Here is a 26,341-nt window from a genome sequence, read left to right on the forward strand (position 1 = left end):
CAGGGGTTAGGGGATTATCCTCCCGCAAATGGCGGTAGAAATGCAATTATGTCTTGGTCTTTTATATTGGTATCCATGCCCGCCATTGCCTGATTCACGGCAATAGAATAATTGGTTTTTTGTAATTCTTGATACGCTGATTCCATTTTAGATTTTAAAAAAGCAACCGAAAAATTGGATTCATCCAACACCATTTGCTCTTCTTTCTTCTTAGTGATATCAACCAGTAAACCAAAATATTTGATATTTATAATCATGATATTATTTTTTGATATTCTTCTTGTGTATTTATATTTTGCACTTGATCATTCCATTTTGCGGGAACTACAATGGTTTGGTGCGCAACCTCATCTCGTACGCGTAGCAATCTTAATTGGTCGTTTCTCAGATTTTCTTCAAAAACAGTCACCAGCGATTGGTCATAAATAGCAATCAAAGGATAGCTTTTGTCATTGGCCTGCACTTGCGTCATTAAAAAGGATTCCGAGTGATTTTCCAGAATCCAAAGCAACAATTCGGTTGTGACCAAAGGCGCGTCCACACTTAGTACAAAGTTTAATTTTGTTTTGGACTGTTGTAAAGCAGTATAAATTCCGCCCACAGGTCCTTTGTCTTCTATTATATCTTCAATTCGGATATAACCCAAAAAATCATAGTCGGTATTTGAGGACACGATAACAATATTCTCCCCTACAATAGGGCTTAAAGCTTCACAAATATGACTCACAAATGGTTTTCCGTTCAAAAGTAACAAGCCTTTGTCGGTTCCCATGCGTTGGCTTTTTCCGCCTGCCAATATAAATGCGGTTACATTATTTTTCATGAGGTTACATATAATTTATAAATCGCTATGGAGAGCACTACGGCCAATACATTTCGTAAAACCAGTGTATTGAATTTTTTGCTTCCGTAATAGGCTCCAAAAAAACCACCTATAAAAACAATGGCAATCAATGGCAATGACGATTCTGGCAGCAATCCGCCTTGGAGCAAGAAACCAGAAATTCCGGATATCGAGTTGACAAGTATAAACAAGGCCGAAACTGCTGCTGTTTCTTTCATTGTCCCCCAACCTAAAAGAAGGATTACAGGGCTCAATATAATACCGCCGCCAATACCTATCAAACCAGACAAAAGTCCGATGACAGCTCCCACAAATAAGGCTATGTATATATTTACAGGCGTTATCTCCTCTTTAGTTTTCCCCAAGAAACCCAACAACCTCATCACCGCAAATACTAAGGCTGTCGCCAAAATTATTTTATAATAAAAAGTGGAAACCGTAAGATATCCGCCCAAAAATGAAAAAGGAACCGAGGTTATTGCAAAAGGATAAAATAAGTTCCACTTGAATTTTTTTTCTCTGTAATAAAAGTAAAAGGCAATTCCCGAAACCAAAATATTAAGTACTAAAGCAGTTGGTTTCATAAACGTTACCGGAAAAGCAAAAGCACTCATTAATGCCAAATACCCACTTGCGCCTCCATGTCCCACGCTTGCATACAAAAAAGCAACGATAGCTAACAAAATTAATAACAAAGGGGTATCAAATAAATCTATTGCAGTCATAGAGAATGTTTTTTGAGCTGTTCGTCAAGAAACTCCCAACAGGCTGCATTAATAGATTCGAAAGAGGTTATGAGTGATTCACCATAGGGAGTTAATACCGTCCCTCCTCCTTTGCTTCCACCCACTTGGGTTGCTATCAAAGGACTGCTTGCCGCTTTATTAGAAACGTCTACTAATTTCCAGGCTTTTTGGTAGGATAGATTCATCGCTTTGGCTGCTTTATTGAGCGAACCCGTTTCGGCAATCAATTTCAATAATTGAACACGGCCTTCGCTAATGAGAATGCCTTCCTCTGTTTCTATCCAAATTTTACTCTTTATCTTCAAAACTAAAATACGTTCGTTATACTTTTACAAATATAACGAAAAGAAGTATCAATTATATATGATAAATGTCAACTTGTGAACCTTTAACGATTTCGTAATTACCATCAGACACAAAAACGAGACTATTGGCAACCGAAAACGAGTTCAGCATCGAGGAAGCTTGATGTGATAAGATCGTAACAGCATCACCCACAACATTGGCTTTTAGAAATTGACAACGGCTGTTATTCACGCTAAAATCATGGCTGATTGTTTTGCGATCAGTTTGATTGAAGTTTGTTGGTTTTCCCGAAAGAATGGTTAGTGTAGGCAACACATACACATAAAAACAAGTTAAACAAGCTCCTGGGTTTCCCGGCAAAGCAAATACCATTTTATCTTTTAGTCTGCCCGCAAATAAAGGTTTTCCAGGTTTTTGATTTACTTTATAAAATAAGGTTTCCACCTCTAGTTCTTTTAAAGCCTGCGCTACAAAATCATAATCTCCTACTGATATTCCGCCAGAAACTAGTACCACATCATTTTCGGATAAGGCTTGCTGTATTTTGTTTTTAGTGTTTTCGAAATTATCGTTTACTTCATACAAGGTAACGGTATCGTAAAACGCCTCTTTTAGAGCCGACTCTAGCATAATTCCGTTACTTTCATACACTTTTCCGTATTCTAATGGATTTCCGGGTTTTACCAATTCGTTACCTGTGATCAGAATTCCTATTGCGGGTTTTTGATACACTTTTACTTTGGTAAATCCCAAACCTGCTATAAACCCAATGGCTGCGGCATTAAGTACCGAACCTTTTTCAAGAGCCAGATCCCCTTTGGCATTTTGTTCGCCAATTGGACGGATATTTGAACTTAATTTTGGATGTTCTTCTAGTTTTAAAATATGCTCTTTAACCGTAACTTTTTCGATTTGGATCACCGCTGAAGCCGAGTCAGGAACTGCTGCTCCTGTAAATATTTTGACTGCTTGTCCGGGTAGTAATTGCACTTGATGGCTATCTCCTGCTTTTATCTCCCCAATAATTTCATAATTGAAACTATCGTGAAAATTTAGAGCAAAACCATCCATCGCTGATTGCCGAAACGGGGGCATATTTATAGGAGAATACAAAGATTGTGATAAAACATGTTTACGAACTTTTGACAAAAGATATTCTACTTCCTTTGGTTCGGGTAACTTGTTTTTTAGTATCGAAAATGCCTCTTGTACTGAAACCATGTTTTAATTTTTTAATTGAATCCAAAAATACGATACGGAATTGACTTATCAATCGGGTTCTATTTATTAATTGTGCTTTTTAGCAATTGCGTAAAAGCGTAGCCTCATCATTATTAAAAATGAAAAAGACTGTGAAACCAAACACAGTCTTTTTCGAACTAATAAACCTAAACCTAACTATTTTGTAGCGAAGATTCTAGGACTAAATGAAACCATAACCCAAACCCAGTTGTTTGTATTGCTAGCGTTTCCTCCTTTTAGTCGCTCTAATGTTGTTGAACCAAACATTTGAGAATATCCTGCTGAAGCTGTAATGTCTTTTTGTACTGCGTAACTAGTTGTGAAGTCAAGTTCTGTTCCTAAATAGCTGTCCATTTTTGCATTGGAAGCATCCAAAACCGTATTTGGAGCTGAGAATACGTGCGGAATTAAATTAAACTGCCATTTGTTTTGGGTGTAATTTAGTTTTAAATATGCATCTTGTAATCCGACGCTATTTATGTGATTGCCTACGTAGAAATAATCCATCAAACCATTGAAGCCATGATTAGTTCCAAAAAGAGGTGTGAAAGATTTAAAATCAGTGCTGGTGTCATTTTGATCTTTTCCAGAAAGGAATTCATAACCCAACGCTGCTTTAAACTTAGGCGTAACAGCATAGCCTAAATAAGCACCCGCATTGAAAGCGCTTACATCTTGACCACTACTTTTACCTGTTTGCGCATATAAACTTAGGTTTGTATCCCATTTATTTTCTTTGTAAGAAAGGTAGGTTCCAAAGGTTTGTTTGTAATCTACTTTTAAGTCGGTAACTGTTTTTGCATATTCATAACCTGTATTTAGCAATAACAAACTCATGTTTAATTTGCTAAATGCAGTATGATACCAAGCGTATTGCATGGATTTATAATTGGTAGTGTAAGGCGTAGTTGGCGCTACTAAATTTTCTTTATCGGCATTTAATGCAAACCCTAAGTCCAACTGATTATTTTTTGGATGAAAAGAGATTACTGCTGCATCATGACTTTGTCCTTGTTGCAACCAGTCAATTTCTCCTAAAATGCGCTGGTTGTCATAAGAAATTACCTGACGCCCTAAACGTGCACTCCAATTGGCATCAAAATCATATTGTGCCCAACCTTCGAATACCGCAATTGCATTTTTATCAGCTGTGGTTGTGGTAGCTACATCGCCCCAAGTACGTATGTTTTGCAGGCTTAATTTAGTTTTTAACTTGTCTTGTTTGAAGTTCAAAATTAAACGAGAACGTTGCGATACAAATGATGTTGCATCTTCGGAATCTTTAATTAAGCTTTTAAATCCATTTCGATATTCATAACGAGGTCTCAATTGAAGGTTGGCGTCGAATTCCTGAGCAAAAGTCGTTAGACTCATCATCCCTAGCACTGACAAACTTATTTTTTTAAATGTTTTCATGTAATATTTAATTTAGCTTTTCAGCTTCTTCTGTTATTTTTTTTATGGTTTCATCCGAATTTACACCAATACCTTCTTGCTGAAATGCTAGTTCTCCTTCGGCATTAAAAACACTAATAATGTTCGAATGTGAAAAATCCATCGGTGATATTTTTTTGTAATTTACCGCTAATACTGCTGCAAATTCACGAGTGTTTTCTTCCGTTGAGCGCAAGAATAACCATTGCTCCCCCTCCATTTTATTTTCTATAGAAAAAGCTTTTAATTTTTTGGGAGTGTCAACCTCTGGGTCGATACTAACTAAGACAAGCTTGACGTTTTTCTTAATATTATCAGGTAAATGAGATTCTATATTTCGCATATCAGCTACTAATCTTGGGCAAGCCGACTTACAAGAAGTGTAAATCATTACCATTACAAGCACTTTTCCCTTTAGATCTACCATCTCGATATTCTTGTTATCTTGAGTAGTCCATTTTGATGGCAAATTATAGATTGATAAATCTGAAATAGGTTTAGCAGCTGGTTTTTCAGTTGCATTCTCTCCCGATTTATTTTCTTCCTTTTTTTTATTGCACGATTGAAGCGACATCAGCATTACGGTTAAACCTAAAACTAGTTTTAAACTAATACTTAATTTACTAATTAATTTCATTTCTTTAAAATTTGAATTGTTTTTGAAACGGTTATTTATCCTTAGCACAACGGAAACCTAGGTTTTTAGTGGTATAACTTGCTTTTAAACTTCCTCGAAAAGCATAACGCATAAAAGCGGCATAATTCATCAAATCAGTGGCATTGATAGAGGCGCTTCCGCAAAATAAATTCTTATCTGTATCCTTGTCTTTTCTAGATTCCCCAGAAAGAAAGATACTATTGAAGTCTCCAGTCCATTCCCAAACTAATCCATGCATATCATAAACACCCCAATAGTTTTTAAATGTTTCACCTACAGGATTAGCATAAGTATTTGGCTTTTCATACCACGACATAATGTATTTATTGAAGCTTTCCTTAGTACGCGCATCGATTCTTTTTTCATCGGCCATGGCTACATATTCCCATTCGTCCATAGTAGGCAATCGTTCGCCTTGACATTCGCAGTATTTCTTGGCGGCAAACCAGGAAACATTTGTAACCGGTGCATTGCTTAAATTTCCCTTGCCATAATTAAAATCACTAGCCCAATGAGACAGGTAGCTTTTATCAGCAAAAAGTCCTTTTATTTTAGAACGCGTATTTCCTGGGTATTTTTTTAGAAATGCTAAATATTGTGCATTTGTTACAGGATAAACATCAAGGTAAAAAGCTTTTACTTCTACTGGTTCTTTACTTGTAGCACCATAGAGGGGAACAAAAGTCCCCCTTTCTATAGCAACCATTTTAACAACTTGAGACCATAGCGATGCTGTTATAAGAAATAAAAATATTGGCAAAAATCGTTTCATATTTGACACGGCAAGTTTCATTTTAGTTGTAATTATTTTCTTTGGGCTTTTACCATTGCTACTGTTACCACCGTTTTGTTATTACCCCAATTGGCATAAACATAAGTAAACACATCCGCTATTTGTTGGTCGCTTAATGTTTGAGCAGGCATGGCACTGTTAAACTTTTTACCATTTACAATAATTGCTCCGGTAAGGCCTTTTACAACACCTTTAATAGCCCGATTTGCATCTTTATTCAGGTAATCTGATTTAGCCAATGGAGGGAAAGCACCCGGAATTCCTAATCCAGTAGCTTGATGACAAGCAATACAAACCTTATCATAAACTCCTTTTCCTTTGGCCGCACTTTGGCTAAATCCTTGTAAAGCCACTGTCAACATTGCGATTGTAAAAACATACTTTTTCATCTTGTTATTAATTTATTGTTGTAACTATTTTGCTTATTCTTAATGGCTGTCTTTCGCTTTTGGAGCTGGTGTCGCTCTAATAGCTTTTACTTTGGCAGGACTGATCACCGTTTTATTATTTCCCCAACTGTTGTATACATAAGTTAACACATCAGCAACTTCTTCATCAGTCAAGTTTTGACTCGTCATTACATTATTGAATTTTTTACCATTCACAGTAACTTCACCACTCAATCCGCGTAACACAGCACCAATCGCTCTATCTGGGTTTGCATTCAAGAAATCAGATTTGGCTAATGGAGGGAACGCATTTGGAACACCTTGTCCTTCTTGTTGGTGACAAGCAAAACATGTTCTTCCATACAACTCTCTACCCGCGCTAACTTGTTGCGCAACTGTTTTAGCAACCGTAGGTTTTTCTTTTCCAGCTACTTTTGGCATATTTTGGACCGTTCCACCTTCAGGCAAATAAATTCCTTCTTGTATTGTTCCTGAATATACTTTTTTATTCTCTTCACCTTCTACTTTCAACATCCCTAAAGCTCCTTTGTTAAAAGCTCTAAAAATCGAGTGATCAACTAATATAAATGTTCCGGGAACTTCTACTTTAAGTTCAACTATAACGGCACCACCTGCAGGAATTAAAGTGGTTTGCACATTTTTATTAATTAGTTCACCACCTTCAATATGTACTTTGTCAAAGATTTCACCAATGGCGTGAAAAGAAGACACTAAGTTAGGTCCACCGTTACCCATAAAAATACGTACTGTTTCTCCTTTTTTAGCTGTTAATGCTTTTTCGCCAGTCAAAGCTCCTACTTTTCCATTAAACACTACATAATCAGGAGTTTCTTTAATCGCTTTATCCATATCAAAAGCTTGGTGCCCTTGTTCTCCATAAGCTCCTTTAGTATAAAAATCTCCTTGCATGATGTAGTATTCTTTGTCTACTGGAGGCAAACCACCTTCTGGCTCCACCAAAATCAAACCATACATTCCGTTTGCGATGTGCATTCCTACAGGCGCTGTTGCACAATGGTACACATACAATCCAGGAAGCAATGTTTTGAAATTAAACACTTTTTCGTGTCCTGGTGCAACAAGTGACGAAGTAGCTCCTCCCCCTGGCCCAGTCACCGCATGTAAATCGATATTGTGCGGCATTTTGTTGTCTGGATGGTTTTTCAAATGAAATTCTACCTCATCCCCAACTCTAGTTCTAATAAAACTACCCGGAACTGATCCTCCAAATGTCCAATAGGTATATTTCACCCCATCAACCATTTCGCCTTCTTGCTCCTTAATCTCCATGTTCACGATCAGCTTTTTTGCCGCTCGATCACCTACTGGTTTTGGAACAAATGGTGGTGCAGTAAGCTCAGCGACTTGCTGCCCCTCTACTTTTATACTTTCATAATATTTAGCATCTTTCTCTTCTGTTTTACCACAAGAAAAAAGTCCTAAAGCAAGAGCTACTAATACAATAGTATTCTTTGTCTGTTGTTTAATGTTATACATAATATGATCTTTTTGGGTTTTATTTTCGCTTCGTATTCTTATTTCAAAATTAAAGGATAAAAACATCTTTTATTATGATAAAAGTCATGTTTTTAACTTTATTTTAAGGGTCTTAAGAAATTAATAATACCAGCGAAATTATCAGTGCTAAAACAATAATCAAAGTGTATTTCCAAGCCGAATTTGCCTTTTTTAATTCCATAAATTGAAAAGCCACCAATAAGAATTTAATACCTGAAAGTCCCATTATCAAAGCGACCGCTACATTCGAAAATGAAGTTGAATTTGAAATTAAAGCAGTAGTTATAGTCAATACAATCAACAATCCATAAGTAACTAATAGTGATTTTTTCATTTCTTAAAAGATTAAATAAAGAGTTGGAAAAAGTAGCAGCCAAATCAAATCACACATATGCCAGAAAGCGGCACAGGCTTCAATGTCTTCAACAGCTGTATCCGAATTTTCCTTAGTCATCCCGTAGTTTGTCCAAATCAAAATTACCAACCCCATAATAACATGGATCAAGTGAAAAGCAGTAAGCAACCAATAAAAACTAAAGAAAACATTTGTTTCTAATGTAATTCCAGATTCAATTTTATGGTAATATTCTACACTTTTTAAAAGTAGAAATAACAAACCACCAAGCATAGTTAGCTTAAAATAAAAAGATGATTTTGCAATATTTTTTTCCTTAAATTGGTGTACAGCAGTTGCCATAAAAAAACCACTAGTCAATAAGAAAATAGTGTTAATAGCACCAAAAGCACTATTGAGTTGTAAACGGGATTGATGAAATACTTCTGGCTCTTGGTGTCCATAATAAACAAAGGCAATTAATGCCATTCCGAAAGTTATTAATTCCAGATAAATGATAATCCACATCAAAATCCCTCCGGGCGGATAAAAGATGTTTTTGTAATCGATTTTTAATGTGTTCATTTTAGTTTTTATTTTCAGATTTGGTTTCCGAAACTATTCGGTTTGACGTTTTTATTTCATGAAAATTAGTCTTGGCTTTATTATTTTCGAAAAAAATAAAACCGAAAAACATCATGATAAAAAACGGAAACAAAACAAACAATAGTTGCTCGCTTTGGACTTTTATTTTGACTTTTGGGTACATCCTATTGATTTTACATTATCCTAATATTATAAACGTACCCTTCACCTATTAGAAGTTGGAATCCATTTGAAGCAAAGAGGGGGTCAGGAAAAATGGCTCTTTATTATTTAAACTATTCCCAGTCCAGTAGTCGTTTTTCACCTTCAATTTTCTTGATATCGGTGATGTCCTGAGACATTTCTATGACTCCTTTGTAATTTTTATTGGCGTCTCTAACTGCAAAATAACGTATGTAGATTAAGCGATCTTTGAAGTTAATCCAAAACGAGGATTCGCTTTTGGTGCCTTTTCTAAATTCTTCCAAAATTTTAAGAACGGTTCCTACACTTTTGGGCGGATGACAAAATTTTACCTCACGACCAATGATTCCAGCACTTCGAGGAAAAACACGTTCTTCACCCCTATTGTAAAAAATAACTTTGTCGTTTTCATCCACATAAGTAAGATCCAAAGGCAGGGTTCTGAACAATAAGTTCACTTGTTCTACCGTCATATGTCCTTCGTCATAATGAGAAGTGTTTTCTAAAGAGAAAGGCATTTCCCTTACCATAAAATCTTCACTTGGGTGAACATAAGCAACCGCTGGATATGGAACAGGTGGTTGTGACAGCATCCATCCAATTTCTTCTTCGCCTTCACGCATGGTAATCCAATCTTTTTCGGTCAATAGGTCTAAGGCATTGGGGAATAAAACAATTTCTTCAACCTCCAATAATCGGTAAATTCCATTAATTAAAAACGGAGCATTCTCCTTAATTTTTTCGAAATCCCTTGTATCGATATGCTGACGTAAAATTTTAAATTGTTCTCTCAAATTATCATGAAAAGACCACATTCCTTGTGATGGCCCTACCCAACCTTTTAGCTCCAAAAACGAAAAAAGTTGATTTTCTTTGCGTGCAAATCGTTTCTCAATTGTGTGTAATTGATTGAAAATATTAGTGTATTTCTGTAATTCTTCCCCTGGATTTACTGCTGCTAATTCTGTTAACAGTGTGTTTATAATTTCCTTTTCCTGAAAGTAAACCGAAATTGGGTGTCCTTCTGGAAGTGCCGTAGTATTTGATACTTCATTCATCGCATTAATTATTTTTGATGTTTAATTTTTTCGTACAATTTCACCAAGGATTGCAACAACTCAACAGGAGTCGTTAAAATTTGGTAGTGATTTTGCCCAAACATTTGTGGTAGATAATATTTTGCCTGAGCTTCAATGGCTAACGCATAGGAATTAATATTCCTTCCATTGAGTTCTCGAAGTGCTTGCTTCACATCATTAATACCGTATTTACCTTCGTATTTATCGTAATCATTTGGTTTTCCGTCAGTGATTAGAATAACCCATTTGTTTTTGGTGCTTCTGCTGTCCAATCGTGCGCCGGCATGTCGCAAAGCAGCACCAATTCGAGTATATCCGCTTGGCTCAATGGCTCCAATTTTATGCTTAGCTACGTCCCATTTTTCGTCAAAATCCTTAACCGTTAAGTAGGTCGAATAGTTACGCGTTTTAGAATAAAAACTATCAATCGAAAAGTCAATATTGAATTCATTCAGCATTTCTCCAAAAAGAATAGAAACTTCTTTTTCGACATCAATCACCCGGTTTCCTGCTGCATAGCTGTCGCTGGAAAGACTGATATCCAAAAGCAGAAGAATCGATAAATCTTTGTCTTTTTTTCTATTCGAAATATAAACATTCTCAGACGGTGTGCGTTTAGAATGAACATCTACATATAAATCTGTTAACGCATCAAGATCAAATTCTTCTCCTTGATTTTGACGTTTTTGTTGCTGCATTTTATTGTTAACGCTCGTCAACATTTTGCGCAAACCCATTAAGGTTGCAGCGTTCTTTGTAATTGTATTTTTATAATAATTGGCATCTATTTTAAGCTGTGATTTGGGGTAGACTTTACAGAAATCGTCTTTGTAATTGCGTTTGTCAAAATCCCATTCGTCATACTTAATATGAAAACCTTTGGCATCTACCTCGGCACTCTCGGAAATGGTGGTGTTTTCAACAAAATCTGCTTGATAAACCGAATGTGCCGTATCATCAACTCGCACGGTGTATTTCATGCTCAACTCTTCTAACGCGTCTTGATGTTCCTCTAATTCATCTGAACCATCAAAATCACGCCAAACACCGTTGAACTCTTCGGCAGTTTCTACCTTTTCAAAATTATGCAGCATCACATAATCTTCTTGTTGTTTTTTGTCTAATTCAACTGTTATTACTTCTTCTACAGCAGTTGCTTTCAAAGTTGTTGTAGGTTGCGGCTCGTTTCCTTTTTTTGTTTTATCCGAAAAATTCTCTAGCTTTTTATCACTGTTTAACTCGATTTCATTTTGCATCCATTTACCGTATAACCAAGAATAATCGGTGGCAACCTTATCGGTTGCTTTTTGAGTGAAATGATTTTTTACTTTCGAATGGAAATCGGCATCAATAGAAAATTCGGTGAATAAAATGGATAAAATTTCTTCGGATGTCTCTAATGCTTTTTGTTGTGAAAGTTCTAATGATTGGGCACTTTCAGAAGGTTTCCAGTTGAATTCCAAACGTTTTTGAATACTCAGATACACCACCCGAAAGAGATAGAAAGTAAGATTCTCATTCGTAGTCTCTAAGTCCGAAAAAGATATTGGAAGGAAAAAATTATTGTTTTTATAACCGCCTTCTCTTTCAGCAGGATAAATATCGATAGGATCGCCCGTTAATGCGCGCGCCAAGATTGTTAAACGTGGTTTAACATCGTTTAATAGTACCGTTCTAGCTACAATTTTGGGATCAATTTTTCTGCTTTTTTTCAATTGCTTGAAAAATTTTCCTACTAAATATTCGTCTAATTCAAATCCCATTTTTTCTTAATTTTTAGTTTTAGTTTTAAAATAGTCCGTTTTACAACAATTTAAAACTTTAAACTTTGAACCTTAAACTTTTATATCATCAAATCGCACAAATCTTTTAATGCAACTAGTGTTTGTAAATCGTCTGTTAACGGTTCTACAACTGCTACGTGAACCGACGCTCTTTTGGGGTGTCCGCTTTGAATAATCTTGGCGGCATTTACTAGTAAACGAGTGGAAACGGTTTCGGTAAGACCTAATTCGGTTAAGTTTCTGATTTTGTTTCCTATAGCTACTAATTTCTTCGCTGTATCGAGGTCAATATCAGTTTCATTAACCAAAATTTCTGTTTCGAGTTTCGCTTCTGGATATTCGAAAGAAACGGCGATGAATCGTTGACGTGTCGATGGTTTCAGTTCTTTGAAACCTCTTTGATAACCTGGGTTAAAAGAAGCGACAAGCATAAAATCAGGATGCCCTTTTATCGTTTCGCCTAGTTTATCAATAAACAATTCACGTCTGTGGTCTGTCAAGGAATGAATGGCAACGATTACATCTGGGCGCGCTTCAGCTACCTCATCGAGGTAGATAATGGCACCTTGTTTTACGGCCGTAGTTAATGGGCCATCAAGCCAGACAGTTTCGGCACCTTTGATGATAAATCGACCAATCAAATCAGTGGATGAGGTTTCTTCGTGGCAACTAATGGTGATTAGTTTTTTGTCTAACTGATGTGCCATAAATTCTACAAAACGAGATTTTCCTGTTCCGGTAGGCCCTTTCAATAAAAAGGGGACTTTGTTTTTATAGGCTTGATTAAAAACGGCTATTTCCTTACCTGCTTCTTGGTAATAAGGTGTCGCTAACGCTATATCTACTAACATATTATTTTATTTTAAGTATGAAAAAACCGAAACCTAAAACACTATTTTATGGATATGCAGCTCTAAAAATAGCATTAAAAGTTTCGGTTAAAAAAAAGTGAATTAGTAAACTGAGTTTGACCAATTGACAATAAAAAGAGATAAGATTTTTGACTAACGATTTTTGATTGCAGATTGAAAACTCCATCTGAACTCGTTACTCTTAATTCAAAAATATCTTGATTTACTACTATGCTAGTTGAGGGATTGCTTCGCCAGTTCGCTATCACTCGTGTGTAGTGGAGCTCTTTTTTATCTTGCTTATTTGCAAGATAAAAAAAGCGAGAACGGATAGCCGGACCCGCTTTTTTCGGCGGGTCACGCGCAAAACATTTTTCTCTGTCTATTAATCAGACTCAGATTAGTAATTTAATCTTCAATTAAAGCTTCATCTGTAGGTGTACCGTATTTTATGAAATCATAAATAAATAGTACAATTCCAGTAGTAAACATCGTGGCACAGATCAGTAAAACAACAAAGTGAATTGCAATTTCGTCTTGTACAACCATAAAGTCCATTTTCATTTTTCGTTCTAAATATACTTGTACTACACCCGCAACTCCAAAGGCAACGGTCATTCCTAACATTCCTATGTTTGATAACCAGAATGCCATCATTCCTTGTGTACTTGCATATCGTTTACGTCCTGTTAAATTAGGAAGTGCATAGCTAATAATGGCTAATACAATCATGGCATAAGCACCCCAGAAGGCGTAGTGACCGTGCATTGCTGTAACTAATGTACCGTGTGTGTATAAATTAGTTTGCGGTAATGTGTGTGCAAAACCTAACAAACCTGCTCCAATGAATGAAACAATTGAGGCTCCAATTGTCCAGAATAAAGCAATCTTGTTTGGATGGCTTTTTTCTCCTTTTCTATACATATTGACAGCGAATAATGCCATGGCTAAGAAAGCTAAAGGCTCTAAGGCTGAGAAAATTCCACCTACTACTAACCAAATTTTATTTACTCCGATGTAGTAATAATGGTGACCTGTTCCTAAAACTCCAGATAAGAATGTCAAACCTACGATTACGTATAACCATTTTTCGATTACTTCTCTGTCAACTCCGGTTAATTTGATTAATAAGAAAGATAAAATACCTCCCATGATTAATTCCCAAACACCCTCAACCCATAGGTGAACTACCCACCAGCGGAAGAATGAATCCATTACTTGGCTATCAAACCAAATCATTCCTGGGATATAGAGTAAAGCAGCAAAGAATAAACCCATTACTAGAACTAAGGCAGTGGTTGTTTTTTGTTTTCCTTTGTATAAAGTCCCTATAATTATGAATAAGAAAAGCAATACATTAACGACTACTAAATAGTCTAATTCTCTAGGGATTTCTAGAAATTTTCGTCCTTCCCAATGGTTAAAGTGAAAGCCTACAATGGCTACAACACCAACTATGGCAAGGGAAATTAATTGTACATAAGCCCATTTGACGCTTATTAATTCATGCTGCGCCTCTTCGGGGATGATGTAATAAGCCGCTCCCATAAAGCCAGTTAACAACCAGACAACCAGTAAATTGGTGTGTACGGCACGAGCTACGTTAAAAGGGATTATTTCGTGTAATCCTTGTATTCCTATTCGGTCAAATCCCATGATAAAACCGTAGACGATTTGGAGGGAAAAGAGTAGCATGCACAGGGCAAAAAACCAATAGGCTACTTTTTGTGATTTATATTTCATATTAGTAAAATTTATTTGTTATTGGTCAAATATGCTATCGCCTTCTATTTAATGGTGTTTGTTTTCAACAAACTTCTTGTTAGTGGCGAGTTCATATCCTTTATTATTAAATTATTCTTGTTTGGCTAAAGGCGAAACCACATGCTCAAACCCATTCAAATCTAGTTTTCCAATCCATTTAAAATAAGCGACCATTGCATTGGCATCGGCTTCACTCATTTTATAAGCCACCATTTTTCGTCCTCTTGGCGCCCATGGAACTGGCGACATTAAAACGGCCTTGACGTAACCTTCACCTCGACGATCTAAAACTTTTGTCAATTCAGGGGCGTAATAACCACCTTCTCCCATAATACTATGGCATCCCATACAATTGTTGGATTCCCAAATTTCTTTTCCCCTCACTACCTCTTTGGTAATCTCGCCATAATGCGTTTGATCATTTCTGGGCATAAACGAATAAATAGTCAATCCTATAAAGATTAAAAAGGTGACTAATGTTCCTCCCAGAAAAAATGCTCGTGCTTGTGATTTTGAAAGCATAATAATCTGTTTTTAGTTATTAAATAATTTGATTTTAAATAAAGGACAGTTTTGTCTTTTATTATTTCGCAAAGATATAAAAGATAACTTTATCTTTTATTGTTATTTTGAGTTTATTTTATCCTTTTTTCAAATATCATTTTACAAATTGAATTTCATTCGAACGCTATATCCGTTATGAGCCTACTACTATTACTACTTCAATTAAAAACATTAATAATAACACATACACCTATTAACTAGATAATTATAAAATTAATTTTAATTACGGATAAAATTGTCTTTTATTTAAAATAATTACTAAATTTGCTTAATCAAATAAATATAAAAAACAACAATATGGAAACTTTAGAAAAAATAACAATTGGAGAATATGTAGCAAAAGATTTTAGAACAGCCGCTTTATTCTCAAAATACGGCATTGACTTTTGCTGCAAAGGAAATAGAACTGTAGATGAAGTTTGCGAAAAAAAAGCAGTACAGCCCGCAGATTTACAAATCGAAATTGATGCTATTTTGAATACGAAAAGTGATTCTGGAATCGATTTTAATGCATGGCCATTAGATCTTTTAGCTGATTACATCGAAAAAACACACCATCGTTATGTAGAGGAAAAAACACCTACCCTACTTCAATTTTTGGATAAATTATGTAAAGTTCACGGAGCGAGTCATCCTGAATTGTTTGAAATCAATGAACTTTTTAAAGGTTGCGCAGGAGAACTAGCACAACACATGAAAAAAGAAGAATTGATGTTGTTTCCTTTCATTAAAAAAATGGTTACCGCATCAATTTCTGATGAATTAATTGCACAACCTCATTTTGGAACCGTTAAAAATCCGATTGCGATGATGATGGCTGAGCACGAAGCAGAAGGAGATCGTTTTGCTAAAATTGTAGAATTAACAAACAATTACACTCCGCCAGCAGATGCTTGTAACACCTACAAAGTAACTTTTGCGATGCTACAAGAATTTGAACAAGATTTACACAAACACATCCATTTGGAAAACAACATTTTGTTCCCAAAAGCAGTTGCTTTAGAAAAAGCATTTGCAGAACAGTAAAAAAAGATTCTAAATTTCTAAGCTGCTCACTTTTAAGTAAAATAAACTCAAAAAAAGCAAAACATTAAGCTAATAAGACTCTGATTTTTATGTCAGTAACATAAAAAACTCATTCACTCAGAAACTTAGTCACTTAGCAACTTAAACAACAACAACTATGGAGAATTACGTTATCAAAAGAAATGGAAAATACGAACCGTTTGAATCTTTTAAAATTAAAGATGCTATTGAAAAGAGTTTCAAAAGTGTCTCTGTAGTTGTTGATGAAAGTGTTTTTGATAGTGTTAGTGAAATACTCGAAACCAAAGAACTTTCGGCTGTTGAGGAAATCCAGGATTTAATCGAAAAAGCTTTCTTTGAGAATAATTATTTTGAAGTGATGCGTTCGTTTATGTTGTTTCGGCACACTCGAAAACTACAAAGAGAACATGTAAACGGTTTGAACGACGACACTACTTATGTAGATAGTACACAAACCATTGAAGAATATATCGAACAAACCGATTGGCGCATCAATGCCAATGCCAACACCTCCTATTCCAACGCAGGACTGGTTAATAATGTTGCTGGAAAAGTGATTGCTAATTATTGGTTAGATAAGGTATACACCAAAGAAGAAGGTTATGCACACCGAAATGGAGACATTCATATTCACGACTTGGATTGCCTAACGGGTTATTGCGCTGGCTGGAGTTTGCGTGTTTTACTAAACGACGGTTTCAACGGAGTTCGAGGACGTGTCGAGAGCAAAGCTCCTTCTCATTTTAGAGAAGCTTTGGGGCAAATGGCCAATTTTCTTGGGATTTTGCAAAGCGAATGGGCAGGTGCGCAAGCTTTTAGTTCGTTTGACACCTATTTAGCTCCTTACGTTTTTGCAGATGATTTGGATTTTGATGATGTACTGAAGGCTGTTAGAAGTTTTGTGTATAATTTGAATGTTCCTGCTCGCTGGGGACAATCGCCTTTTACGAATATTACTCTGGACTGGGTCGTTCCCGAAGATTTGAAAACCCAGATTCCGACCAAAAATGATTTGCATTTTTTCGAAAATAATAATCGTGAAACTGTTTTGGCTAGAGCCAAAGAAAGAGGTGTTAACAAACTAACAGACTTGCGCTACGAACATTTCCAAAAAGAAATGAACCTTATCAACAAAGCCTATTACACCGTGATGACCGAAGGTGATGCCAACGGACAACCCTTTACCTTCCCTATTCCAACAGTAAATATTACGGAAGAATTTGATTGGGATGGTGAAAATACCGAATTGCTTTTTGAAAATACAGCCAAAATTGGTTCATCTTATTTTCAAAATTTCATTGGAAGTCAATATGTTCTAGATGAAAATGGCAACCAAATTGAAAACGAAAACGCCTATAAACCCAATGCGGTTCGTAGTATGTGTTGTCGTTTGCAACTGGATTTACGGGAATTATTGAAACGTGGCAATGGATTGTTTGGAAGTGCCGAAATGACCGGAAGTATTGGTGTTGTAACTGTAAACATGGCGCGTTTAGGTTATTTGTACAAAGGCGACAAAGCAACATTATACCAACAACTAGATCATCTTTTATTTATTGCTAAAGCGACTTTGGAGAAAAAAAGAGTATTTGTTCAAGAAATGTATGACCGTGGATTGTACCCTTACACCAAGCGCTATTTGCAACATTTTAGAAATCACTTTTCGACCATTGGTGTAAACGGAATGAACGAAATGATTCAGAACTTTACTAATAATGAAGATACTATTGCTTCTGACACTGGGATTGAATTTGCAGCTGGTATTTTGGACCACATTCGCAACCGAATGAAAGAGTTCCAAGAAGAAACAGGAAATCTGTATAATCTAGAAGCAACTCCTGCCGAAGGGACAACCTACCGTTTTGCCAAGGAAGACAAAAAGCGCTATGCCGACATCATTCAGGCGGGTCAGGAGGAGAATATTTATTACACCAACAGCTCTCAAATTCCAGTAGATTTTACACAAGATCCTTTTGAAGCTTTGCTGTTGCAAGATCAACTGCAATGCAAATACACTGGTGGAACCGTGCTTCATCTTTATATGAGTGAAAAAATCAGTTCTCCTGAAGCGTGTAAGCAGTTTGTAAAAAAAGTAATCTCCAACTTCAAATTACCTTATATCACGGTGACTCCTGTATTTAGCGTTTGTCCTCTACATGGATATTTGAATGGCGAACATGAATATTGCCCGAAATGTGATGAAATTTTGATTGAAGAGAAGGGGAAAAGTTTAAGGTTTAAGGTTTAAGGTTTAAGGTTTAAGGTTTAAGGCTGAACTACTAACCTGAAATTTTATTACATCAATAATCTAAAAACTTTAAATAATTAATCTCAAATAAATTAAACAATTTTAAACTAAATAGCTATGAAAACATCAGCAAATCAGATTTTAGAAGAGAATCAAAAATTGAGAACAAAATGCCTGGTATATACTCGCGTAATGGGGTATCACAGACCTGTAGAAAGTTTTAACATAGGAAAAAAAGGTGAACACAAACAACGTACCCATTTTACAGAAGGAAAATGTTGCTAAACCCATTTATAGCATCACTCCATTTACCCTACTAGATTACCCACATAAATCAGCTTGCATACTTTGGTTTGCAGGCTGTAATATGCGGTGTTTATATTGCTATAATCCCGAAATTGTTTTTGGGAAAGGCAGTATTTCTTTCGAAAAAACTTTAGAATTTTTGAACAGCAGGAAACAATTACTAGATGCTGTCGTCTTTAGCGGAGGCGAATGTTTACTTCACAAAAAAAGTGTTTTATTTATTGAAGATGTCAAAAAAATGGGTTTCTTGGTCAAAATAGACACCAATGGTTCGCAACCGAAAGTACTTGAGGAATTAATCGAAAAAGAGTTGATTGACTATGTAGCTCTTGATTTTAAGGCCATGCCAGAGAATTTCGAAAAAATAACACAATCGAATCTTTTTGTCCCTTTCGAAAAGTCACTACATTTATTGCTGGAAAGCAAAATGCCATTTGAAGTTCGTACCACGGTACATTCCGATTTATTAAAGAAAGAGGATATTCATCGAATGATACTTTATTTGGAAAAAGCAGGATATACTGGAAATTATTACATTCAGCATTTCGTAAACGGAACGACTACGATTGAAAAATTAGGCTATTCTTTTAAAGAATTAGAAAAAGAAAACCTTTCGACAGAAAAAATAAAAATACATTTTAGAGGGTGATTATTCCATTGTATTTATAAACCATTAATTAAAACATGTCATGAGCGATACTAAACCATTAAAAAGAGCAATTGAATTACAACCATTAAGCCACGACCATCATCAAGGTTTATTACTATGCTGGAAAATACGCACTGGTTTAAAAAAAGAAGTTCCCCTAGAACGCATTAAATCGTATACCGATTGGTTTTTTGACAATCATTTAAAACCTCATTTTGAATTAGAAGAAAAATATATTTTCACGATTTTAGGGAATGACAATCCCTTAATTCAACAAGCTTTATCAGAACATAGCCGTCTTACAGATTTATTTACGGCAACTACAGATTTGAAAGAAAACCTAAGTTTTATTGAGAAAGAATTGGACGCACACATTCGTTTTGAAGAGCGTGTATTGTTTGGTGAAATTCAGTTAAAAGCAAGCGTTGAGCAATTGGCAAAAATTGAAGAAATCCATTCCAAATTGCCTTTTATCGAAAATGATGAAGCTACTTTTTGGTTATAAAAATTATATTTTTACCATTAAGAAATTAAGAAAAGTTAAGGCTTAACACCCTTAATATCTTAATGCTTTTATTTTAAACTTCTTTAAAAAATCAGAGCTCCTTTTATAAATTGATTATGAAAAAACATTGGATAGTAATTTGTTTTGCAAACTTTTTCATTGCTTCGTTGATGGGATTACTCCTTCGTTGGATGTATGTATCTCCTATTGAAGGCGTGAATTTTCAGTTTTTAATGCATGGCCATTCTCACGTGGCCATGTTGGGTTGGGTTTATATGATGTTGTACTGTTTAATCGTTTATAATTTTGTTCCAAAAGCAACACAAGAAAAACGGATTTTCAATCGCTTATTTTGGATTACCGAACTGGCTGTGGTTGGCATGATGCTCGATTTTCCCGCTCATGGTTATGCTTTTATTTCTATCCTTTTTTCTACTTTACATATTTTTTGCAGTTACTATTTCGTTCGGCTGATTTGGAAAGACGCAAAACCCGCTACTTTCCCCGAAAAAAAAATGTTGCGTACTGCTTTGCTTTTTATGGTTTTCTCTACTTTCGGAGTTTGGTGTCTGGGGCCCGCAGTTGGATTATTGGGTAAATCGAGTGCTTTTTATCAAATATGCATTCAGTATTTTCTACATTTTCAGTTTAATGGTTGGTTTTTATTCGCTGTTTTAGCCTTGTTCTTCAAACAAATAAAATTAAAAATTGACGAGAAAAAATTTCGTTTGTTCTATACCTTATTCGTTATTGCAACGATAATGACTTTGGCTTTGCCTGTAAGTTGGTTTCTCCCCAATCCTGTTTTTTATTGGATAAATGTTGTTGGTGTAGTGCTACAATTGGTTGCTGCTGTACTTTTTATTCAAAACGCTAGATCACAATTACAAGTGTTTTTTGGTGCTTTATCTTCTTTAGAAAAAACAGTTTATGGTTTTGCATTGTTTTCGTTGGTATTAAAAATCGGTATACAGTTGGTTGTTTTAGTACCTGAATTGGCTCAGATGTCACACCAAATTAGGAATTTTGTTATTGGATATATTCACCTTACAATGCTTGGCATTATAACTGGATTTCTTTTTGGCTTTGCTTTGCAAAATAAATTTTTAAATATTCAAAACGCATTTCATAAAGGGGGAATCCAGATTTTCTTGATCGGTTTTGTAGCTACCGAGATCTTGTTATTTCTACAAGGTTTGTATTTGTATTTTGACATGGGAATACTTCCAAATTATTATCTAAGTTTATTTATTGGTAGTGTACCATTAGCAACGGGACTTTTGATGATAACGGGAAATTTATTGAGTCATATAAAAAGAAAACAAGTTAGTATCCAAAACTATCCTATTTAATACCTATAATAAAACTTATTTCGTAATTTTGAAAAAAACAAATTATGTTTTCAAAAACCTGTGAATACGGCATTCGTGCCACTATTTTTATCGCTTCTCAATCGTATCAAGACAACCGAGTGGGATTGAAAGACATTGCGCAAAAAATAGATTCTCCTGAAGCTTTTACAGCCAAAATTTTACAAATACTTTCCAAAAATAATATTATCCATTCTATAAAAGGAGTTGGTGGTGGTTTTGAAATTCCTAAAAAAAGTATGAGCCAAATCAAGCTCATACAAATCGTATCAGCGATTGATGGTGACCGTGTTTTTACCGGTTGCGGATTAGGCTTAAGTCACTGCTCTGAAGAACATCCTTGTCCTGTTCATGACAAATTTAAAATCATTAGAAATGAATTGACTTTCATGCTCGAAAATACCAATCTAGAGGAACTTGCACTGGGAATTAAATCGGGTGATACTTTCTTGAGGTATTAACACAAAATAAGATTAAAAAAAGTCGACTTGAAAAATTTCAAGCCGACTTTTTCATTTATGCCAATTGCGGAATTTTAATCCCAAATAATTCCTCTTTATAAAAATGAAGTAAGTATTGCGCCTTGGCATTATCAGCCATTGAAGCGGTTGTGGATACAAACAAATTTTGATAATACCCGATTCCTTCTTCCAAATTGTGTTTGAATAAGTTCCATTTTTTAATTTGGCCAGCAGTAATCTCTTCGGAAACTGTGGCGATTTCATTCTTCAAATAATCTACATACATTTTTAATTCCTTGATAAACATATTGGGACGGTTTGTGTCGGTCAGCACTGAAGCATTTCCGTAAATGTGTTGCACCATGTTAGATAAGGAAACTTCCTGATCGAAATAGGCCATATTAGGTCCGGGACATATCACGACACCCTGAGCCTGTCCTTTGATTTTCATATCATTCTCTAAATAAGAGGCGTTTGCCAAACCTACACAAAGACAAGATTTCTCCGTGATTTTGTTTTTAGCGTTTTCGAACATTACAGTTGACAAAGTTTCTTTCTTAGCATCCAATTCTTCCAATTTTAAGTCTTGGAATTTCTTGGAAGCGGAGCAAATTCCTTTTGCTCCAAATTCTTTGCTTAACGCCAAAAACTTTTTAGGACACGAACTACCTGCATTATTTTCTAGGATACGTTTTTGCTTGAGCATCTCGTTTGTCGTACCTCTCAACGTGTTGAAAGGAATTCCTAATGGGGAAATATGACTCAAATACAAATCGTCTTCTTTGGCGTTGGCCAATAATTTACGTGTTCCTTCATCCACAGAAGTCGCTTCTGGAACTAATAAAAATGGGGAACCCCAACCCACAGAATCCACTGCGTAATGGTCTAATAAAAAGTCATGCTCTTCAGCAGTTCCCACTCCGCCTTGTACGGTGATTTTTAATTCCAATGGTTGCTCAGGAATATGCTTTCCTTTAATAGTTAAAGCTTTCACCATTAAATCGTGAGCCGAAGCGATCAATTGCTCTTTTTTTGCTTTGAATTCTTCTAAAATAGGACCTAGCAAATAGCCGTCAGTTGCAAAGGCATGACCTCCACAATTCAAACCCGACTCGATTCTGTATTCAGAAACCCAAAGTCCTTTTTTTGCCAAGAAATTACCTTGTATCATAGCCGATCTGAAATCGCTTACTTTAAGGATAATTTTCTTGTTGAGCTGATTGTTTTCGTCTGGAAAAAAGACATCGAAATTTTCAAAATAGCTGTACAATCTCGGGTTCATCCCTGCAGAAAGTACCACTGATGAAGTCAAAGTACTGTTAGCAAAACCACGAAGAGAAGCATGAGCATCATTAAATTCCGTTGGCAATTGCTCGTCTTTAATGAAATTATCCTTGTCTACTTTAGTCATGATATTGACATCGATATCGCCAGCAGTCAGATTGCTTTCAAGAAAACTTTTAATGTTATCTTTAAAAGCAACACCCTCATCAATTAGATGCTGTAAGCCAAGTTTTATCTCAGACTTGTTTGGCAACATCGCAATGTAGTTCTCCAAAGCCAATTTACTATCGGTTAGTTCGTTTTTGAAGCTCTCGAATTTATCTTTTACAATTTTGTCTACTAAATTCAAATAAGAAGTAACACGTTCTGCACGATAATCGTGTATTTTTTGGGTTATTTCTTGATAAGGCAAATTGAATTTAGTGCTGTAAAAGGCATTCATTTTTTCAATTAAATCATCGTCTATGATCGAAATCACAGAGGATATGCCATACTTTGCCACTCGAATAGGACTGTCTATCGTGTAGGCAAGTCCCATTACAGGGATATGGAAAGTATGTAACGGTTTTGTTGTTGTCATCTGTAAAATTTATTTGTTCAAATAGATTACAAATTTCGATAAAGCAAACTGTTTAAAACCTGATAATTATCATACTAAACCACCCTATATCAACCTACTTTTACGTCTAAAAAAGAATAAAAAAATACAAGAGAATTTGACTTATTCTTTTTACATCAATTAAAATAAATTCGTTATTAACAATTTTATTTTAAGCAAGTTACCTTCTTTTTTAAATAAAAAATAACAAAAATCAGAGTGTAGAATGAAAAATCTTAAGGAGAGAATATTGGAATTAAAAAAGGAGAAAAATGCGGTTATTCTAGCCCATTATTATCAAGAAGCCGATATTCAGGATATAGCTGATTATGTGGGCGACAGTTTGGGTTTATCGCAGGAAGCTATGAAAGCGGATGCTGCTATTATCCTTTTTGCAGGAGTTCATTTTATGGCTGAAACCGCCAAAATATTAAACCCGACCAAGAAAGTAATTTTACCCGATTTAAAAGCAGGCTGTTCGTTAGCAGAATCCTGCCCGCCAGATTTGTTCAAACAATTCATAGACCAGCATCCAGACCATATTGTCATCACCTATGTGAACTGCTCTGCCGAAATCAAAGCATTAAGCGACATTGTTTGTACGTCATCAAATGCGGTAAAAATAGTAGAATCAGTACCAAAAGACAGACCAATTATTTTTGCGCCAGACAAGAACTTAGGGAAATATATTATTGAAAAAACGGGTCGTGATATGCTGCTTTGGGATGGATCCTGTGTGGTTCACGAAGCTTTTTCACTAGACAAATTAATAGAAGTTCACAAACTACATCCTGATGCGACCATCATTGCTCATCCTGAATCAGAAACACACATTTTAAAAACGGCAAGTTACATTGGTTCAACAGCGGGAATGATTGAATATGTAAAAACAAATTCTAACAACAAATTTATTGTCGCAACCGAAGCAGGAATTCTTCATAAAATGCAACAGGAAGTACCAGGAAAAATATTGATTCCGGCGCCAGCTAAAGACGATAACACTTGCGCTTGCAGTGAATGTGCATATATGAAAATGAACAGCTTACAAAAAGTCTACAACTGTTTACTGAATGAAACTCCAGAAATCGTTGTTCCCGAAAATATTCGTAAAAAAGCATTACTGCCTATTGAACGCATGCTAGAATTATCAAAATAATGACACTAACAAATTACTTAATAATAGGTTCTGGAGTGGCGGGATTGACCTTTGCCATAAAAATCGCAGATCGATTCCCCAATAGAAAAATTACCATTATCACTAAGGCTTCGGTAGACGAATCAAACACTAAATATGCCCAAGGCGGAATTGCCATTGTCACTAATGAAACTGAAGATTCCTATCAAAAACACATTGATGACACCTTGATTTGTGGTGATGGACTCTGTGATGTCGCTGTAGTAAAGATGGTGGTTACCGAAGGCCCCGACAGATTGAATGAACTCATCGCTTGGGGCGCTAAGTTTGACACCAATGCTCTGGGAAGTTTTGACCTAGGAAAAGAAGGTGGCCATTCTCAAAACAGAGTTGTACATCATAAAGATCAGACTGGTTTTGAAATTGAGCGTACCATACTAGAGCAGGTGCGTAAAAAAGAAAATATTATCGTCTTAGACCATCATTTTGCCCTTGATTTAATTACCGAAAATAATCGGTGTCTCGGTGCTTATGCTTTAAATCAAAAGACGAATAAAATCATCACCTTCCAATCTGATTTTACATTGCTCGCCGCTGGCGGAATTGGGCATCTTTATGGACACACGACTAATCCTGTGATTGCTACAGGAGATGGCATTGCTATGGCTAGCCGTGCAAATGCGGTCATCAAGGATATGGAATTTATACAATTTCACCCCACTGCATTATATGAAGGATCTTCTGGCTCAGCGTTTTTGATTTCGGAGGCCGTTCGTGGATTTGGCGCTTATTTACGTACTAAAAACGGACAGCGATTCATGCTTGATTACGACGAAAGAGAAGAATTGGCTTCCCGAGATATTGTTTCGCAAAGTATTGATATGGAACTTAAAAAATCTAGGGAAGAATGTGTTTATTTAGATTGCACCCATTTAGATATGGAAGCTTTTACAAAACATTTCCCCATGATTTATGAGCGTTGCAAAAGCATCGGTATAGACATTGCCAAAGATTGGATTCCAGTAGTTCCTGCCCAGCATTATCTTTGCGGTGGCATTGTGGTGGATAAAGACGGAAAAACATCTATTGAAAATTTATTTGCCTGCGGCGAATGTTCCCAAACAGGATTGCATGGCGCCAACCGATTGGCCTCCAACTCCCTACTGGAAGCCTTAGTATATTCAGATAAAATCTATCGTTATTTGGCGAAAGCCTCCTTAAAAAAACAAGATTCTAAAAACATAATTTCGGATTGGACTGCACTAAACCAGCCCGAAATCAGTTCCGGTTTTATGACTAATATGAAAACCGAATTACAACTTTTAATGCGTAAAAATGCCGGAATCGTCCGTAATGACACCGATTTAATTAGTGCAAAGACACAACTGCTGCTATGGAAAAACGAACTTGAAGCACTATCTAAAACCCATCAAATCAATACTAAACTAAGGGAACTGCAAAACATGATTACTGTGGGTTATTTAATAGTGCAGCATTCCATCGAAAGAACCGATAATCGTGGAGGTTTTATGAAAACTAAAGTAGCTACTAAAGCAATTACGAATCCATTACTTGATTATCCTGAAGATGCTCTTTGTACTTAGTATAAAAACACTATTTAT

General features: G+C 35.7%; 27 protein-coding genes. 9 read left to right on the top strand and 18 right to left on the bottom strand.

The features are described from left to right. Nucleotides 1-14: 14 nt before the first annotated feature. The 17 genes from AAC069_RS01040 to AAC069_RS01120 form a co-directional block, all read right to left on the bottom strand. The gene (locus AAC069_RS01040; protein WP_339918678.1) at nt 15-257 is read right to left on the bottom strand and encodes a MoaD/ThiS family protein; all 243 of its coding nucleotides are present in this window, start codon (nt 255-257) and stop codon (nt 15-17) included. Beyond that, entirely contained in the window at nt 254-823 is a 570-nt protein-coding gene (locus AAC069_RS01045; RefSeq protein WP_339918679.1) for a molybdenum cofactor guanylyltransferase, read from the bottom strand. Before AAC069_RS01045 ends, AAC069_RS01040 begins: the two co-directional genes overlap by 4 nt. Continuing rightward, nucleotides 820-1,569, bottom strand: a complete 750-nt coding sequence (locus AAC069_RS01050) for a sulfite exporter TauE/SafE family protein (protein ID WP_339918680.1) — start codon at nt 1,567-1,569, stop codon at nt 820-822. The genes AAC069_RS01045 and AAC069_RS01050 overlap by 4 nt, the downstream gene beginning before the upstream one ends. Further along, the gene (locus AAC069_RS01055) at nt 1,566-1,895 is read right to left on the bottom strand and encodes a LysR family transcriptional regulator (protein WP_225738176.1); all 330 of its coding nucleotides are present in this window, start codon (nt 1,893-1,895) and stop codon (nt 1,566-1,568) included. Before AAC069_RS01055 ends, AAC069_RS01050 begins: the two co-directional genes overlap by 4 nt. 52 nt (nt 1,896-1,947) lie before the next feature. Continuing rightward, nucleotides 1,948-3,117: a molybdopterin molybdotransferase MoeA gene (locus AAC069_RS01060; RefSeq protein ID WP_339918681.1), complete on the bottom strand. Its 1,170-nt coding sequence runs from the start codon at nt 3,115-3,117 to the stop codon at nt 1,948-1,950. A 177-nt stretch (nt 3,118-3,294) separates the two neighbouring features. Next, entirely contained in the window at nt 3,295-4,554 is a 1,260-nt protein-coding gene (locus AAC069_RS01065; RefSeq protein ID WP_339918682.1) for an alginate export family protein, read from the bottom strand. 7 nt (nt 4,555-4,561) lie between these two features. Continuing rightward, complete coding sequence (locus AAC069_RS01070) at nt 4,562-5,152, bottom strand: SCO family protein (protein WP_339919013.1); 591 nt, start codon at nt 5,150-5,152, stop codon at nt 4,562-4,564. Nucleotides 5,153-5,240: 88 nt separating this feature from the next. Continuing rightward, nucleotides 5,241-6,002 (bottom strand): formylglycine-generating enzyme family protein, encoded by a 762-nt coding sequence (locus tag AAC069_RS01075; RefSeq protein ID WP_339918683.1) that lies wholly within the window; start codon nt 6,000-6,002, stop codon nt 5,241-5,243. Between the two features lie 32 nt (nt 6,003-6,034). Then, nucleotides 6,035-6,412 (bottom strand): cytochrome c, encoded by a 378-nt coding sequence (locus AAC069_RS01080; RefSeq protein WP_339918684.1) that lies wholly within the window; start codon nt 6,410-6,412, stop codon nt 6,035-6,037. Nucleotides 6,413-6,451: 39 nt separating this feature from the next. Then, nucleotides 6,452-7,930, bottom strand: a complete 1,479-nt coding sequence (gene nirK, locus AAC069_RS01085; RefSeq protein WP_339918685.1) for a copper-containing nitrite reductase — start codon at nt 7,928-7,930, stop codon at nt 6,452-6,454. Between the two features lie 112 nt (nt 7,931-8,042). Continuing rightward, nucleotides 8,043-8,285 (bottom strand): cytochrome C oxidase subunit IV family protein, encoded by a 243-nt coding sequence (locus AAC069_RS01090; protein WP_339918686.1) that lies wholly within the window; start codon nt 8,283-8,285, stop codon nt 8,043-8,045. 3 nt (nt 8,286-8,288) lie between these two features. Further along, nucleotides 8,289-8,870: a cytochrome c oxidase subunit 3 gene (locus tag AAC069_RS01095; RefSeq protein ID WP_339918687.1), complete on the bottom strand. Its 582-nt coding sequence runs from the start codon at nt 8,868-8,870 to the stop codon at nt 8,289-8,291. 296 nt (nt 8,871-9,166) lie between these two features. Further along, nucleotides 9,167-10,132 (bottom strand): PAS domain-containing protein, encoded by a 966-nt coding sequence (locus tag AAC069_RS01100; protein WP_339918688.1) that lies wholly within the window; start codon nt 10,130-10,132, stop codon nt 9,167-9,169. 8 nt (nt 10,133-10,140) lie between these two features. Next, the gene (locus AAC069_RS01105) at nt 10,141-11,916 is read right to left on the bottom strand and encodes a VWA domain-containing protein (RefSeq protein WP_339918689.1); all 1,776 of its coding nucleotides are present in this window, start codon (nt 11,914-11,916) and stop codon (nt 10,141-10,143) included. Between the two features lie 80 nt (nt 11,917-11,996). After that, nucleotides 11,997-12,788 carry a CbbQ/NirQ/NorQ/GpvN family protein gene (locus AAC069_RS01110; RefSeq protein WP_339918690.1) on the bottom strand — a complete coding sequence of 264 codons (792 nt, stop codon included), beginning with the start codon at nt 12,786-12,788 and terminating at the stop codon, nt 11,997-11,999. Nucleotides 12,789-13,196: 408 nt separating this feature from the next. Then, nucleotides 13,197-14,531 (bottom strand): cbb3-type cytochrome c oxidase subunit I, encoded by a 1,335-nt coding sequence (locus AAC069_RS01115; protein WP_187017805.1) that lies wholly within the window; start codon nt 14,529-14,531, stop codon nt 13,197-13,199. 111 nt (nt 14,532-14,642) lie between these two features. Further along, the gene (locus tag AAC069_RS01120; RefSeq protein WP_339918691.1) at nt 14,643-15,074 is read right to left on the bottom strand and encodes a cytochrome c; all 432 of its coding nucleotides are present in this window, start codon (nt 15,072-15,074) and stop codon (nt 14,643-14,645) included. Between the two features lie 339 nt (nt 15,075-15,413). Between AAC069_RS01120 and ric the strand changes: the two genes are divergently transcribed. From ric to AAC069_RS01155, 7 genes are all read left to right on the top strand, one after another. Beyond that, nucleotides 15,414-16,142 (top strand): iron-sulfur cluster repair di-iron protein, encoded by a 729-nt coding sequence (gene ric, locus AAC069_RS01125; RefSeq protein WP_339918692.1) that lies wholly within the window; start codon nt 15,414-15,416, stop codon nt 16,140-16,142. 157 nt (nt 16,143-16,299) lie between these two features. Then, on the top strand, nt 16,300-18,411 hold the full coding sequence (locus AAC069_RS01130; RefSeq protein WP_339918693.1) for a ribonucleoside triphosphate reductase: 2,112 nt from the start codon (nt 16,300-16,302) through the stop codon (nt 18,409-18,411). Between the two features lie 117 nt (nt 18,412-18,528). Continuing rightward, entirely contained in the window at nt 18,529-18,696 is a 168-nt protein-coding gene (nrdD, locus tag AAC069_RS01135; protein ID WP_339918694.1) for an anaerobic ribonucleoside-triphosphate reductase, read from the top strand. Then, nucleotides 18,650-19,366, top strand: a complete 717-nt coding sequence (locus AAC069_RS01140; RefSeq protein ID WP_339918695.1) for an anaerobic ribonucleoside-triphosphate reductase activating protein — start codon at nt 18,650-18,652, stop codon at nt 19,364-19,366. Before nrdD ends, AAC069_RS01140 begins: the two co-directional genes overlap by 47 nt. A 40-nt stretch (nt 19,367-19,406) precedes the next feature. Continuing rightward, complete coding sequence (locus AAC069_RS01145) at nt 19,407-19,871, top strand: hemerythrin domain-containing protein (RefSeq protein WP_339918696.1); 465 nt, start codon at nt 19,407-19,409, stop codon at nt 19,869-19,871. A 116-nt stretch (nt 19,872-19,987) separates the two neighbouring features. Then, nucleotides 19,988-21,223, top strand: coding sequence for a hypothetical protein (locus AAC069_RS01150; protein WP_339918697.1), 1,236 nt, complete (start codon nt 19,988-19,990; stop codon nt 21,221-21,223). Between the two features lie 44 nt (nt 21,224-21,267). Then, nucleotides 21,268-21,702 (top strand): Rrf2 family transcriptional regulator, encoded by a 435-nt coding sequence (locus AAC069_RS01155; protein WP_339918698.1) that lies wholly within the window; start codon nt 21,268-21,270, stop codon nt 21,700-21,702. A 55-nt stretch (nt 21,703-21,757) separates the two neighbouring features. Here the strand turns inward: AAC069_RS01155 and AAC069_RS01160 are convergent, their stop codons facing one another. After that, complete coding sequence (locus tag AAC069_RS01160; protein ID WP_339918699.1) at nt 21,758-23,566, bottom strand: hypothetical protein; 1,809 nt, start codon at nt 23,564-23,566, stop codon at nt 21,758-21,760. Between the two features lie 244 nt (nt 23,567-23,810). On the opposite strand from AAC069_RS01160, the gene nadA reads away from it, so the two are divergent. Both nadA and nadB read left to right on the top strand, forming a co-directional pair. Further along, nucleotides 23,811-24,740 (top strand): quinolinate synthase NadA, encoded by a 930-nt coding sequence (nadA, locus tag AAC069_RS01165; RefSeq protein ID WP_339918700.1) that lies wholly within the window; start codon nt 23,811-23,813, stop codon nt 24,738-24,740. Next, nucleotides 24,740-26,323, top strand: coding sequence for an L-aspartate oxidase (gene nadB, locus AAC069_RS01170; protein ID WP_339918701.1), 1,584 nt, complete (start codon nt 24,740-24,742; stop codon nt 26,321-26,323). Before nadA ends, nadB begins: the two co-directional genes overlap by 1 nt. The last annotated feature ends 18 nt before the right edge of the window (nt 26,324-26,341 follow it).

This window comes from uncultured Flavobacterium sp. (assembly GCF_963974175.1).
GTDB lineage: Bacteria > Bacteroidota > Bacteroidia > Flavobacteriales > Flavobacteriaceae > Flavobacterium.